This window comes from Pseudoalteromonas sp. SWYJZ12, from assembly GCF_015864395.1.
Lineage (GTDB): Bacteria > Pseudomonadota > Gammaproteobacteria > Enterobacterales > Alteromonadaceae > Pseudoalteromonas > Pseudoalteromonas arctica.
This window is the reverse complement of sequence record NZ_JADYXH010000060.1, coordinates 1-671: the sequence shown is the minus strand read 5'-3', so window position 1 is coordinate 671 and position 671 is coordinate 1. Positions and strand designations below refer to the sequence as shown.

Sequence of the window (671 nt, the reverse complement as noted above, 5' to 3'; positions counted from 1 at the left end):
GATATCACGTTCGCCATTTGTCCTTGCAGCCGCTCTGCCATCGCTCGTGACGCTGACTCCCACTTGTAACTTTCTTTTTCTTCGTAAGAAGTCGTCGCGTGTTTTTCTCTTTTTCCAATCGTGTTGATATCACGACTCCAGCGAGACTGTTCAATTAATCCCACAACTTGCTTTGTGTCTGGCGCAAACAGTAATACGCTATGAGCTAACAAGCCTCGTTGTTTTGCTCCTCGTCCGACATGACCCAAATCATCTCGAATGGAGGAATGTTTATAAATTAGTGTGGTCGTGTCTTCTAATGCGAGTAATAAGTTATGACTTTTTGCTTGTTCAACCGTGGCTTTAAAGCCTGACTCTGCTATAGCCGTTGCGTCAATATTCTCGTTGCGAATAAAGCGGTAGGCACCTTCCATATCGGCGGGGGATTGAGTGATGTTCACAAGTGGTTTTCCTGGTTCATTTGCAAGCGTTGATGCTAACTTTACCAGACGCGCTGTTCTTCTTGGATCACCTAAGTCCGATTTACCGAATTGTTGTTTTGCCCAATGAGTATGTTCGTTAATCATAATGTGCCCTCAAACAAGATTTGAAGATCTGATCATGACATTGAGATTTAGTTCAAAAAAATCCCCGCTAATTTCTTAGCAGGGATTTGTGTATAAGAGACAGCT

1 protein-coding gene is annotated in these 671 nt (G+C 43.2%); it reads right to left on the bottom strand.

The genetic code is table 11. The annotated features are described in order from the left end of the window. Window positions 1-566, bottom strand: a 566-nt coding sequence (locus tag I6F42_RS20005) for an IS4 family transposase (RefSeq protein ID WP_197153203.1), incomplete at its 3' end; no start/stop codon positions are given. Between the last annotated feature and the right edge of the window lie 105 nt (window positions 567-671).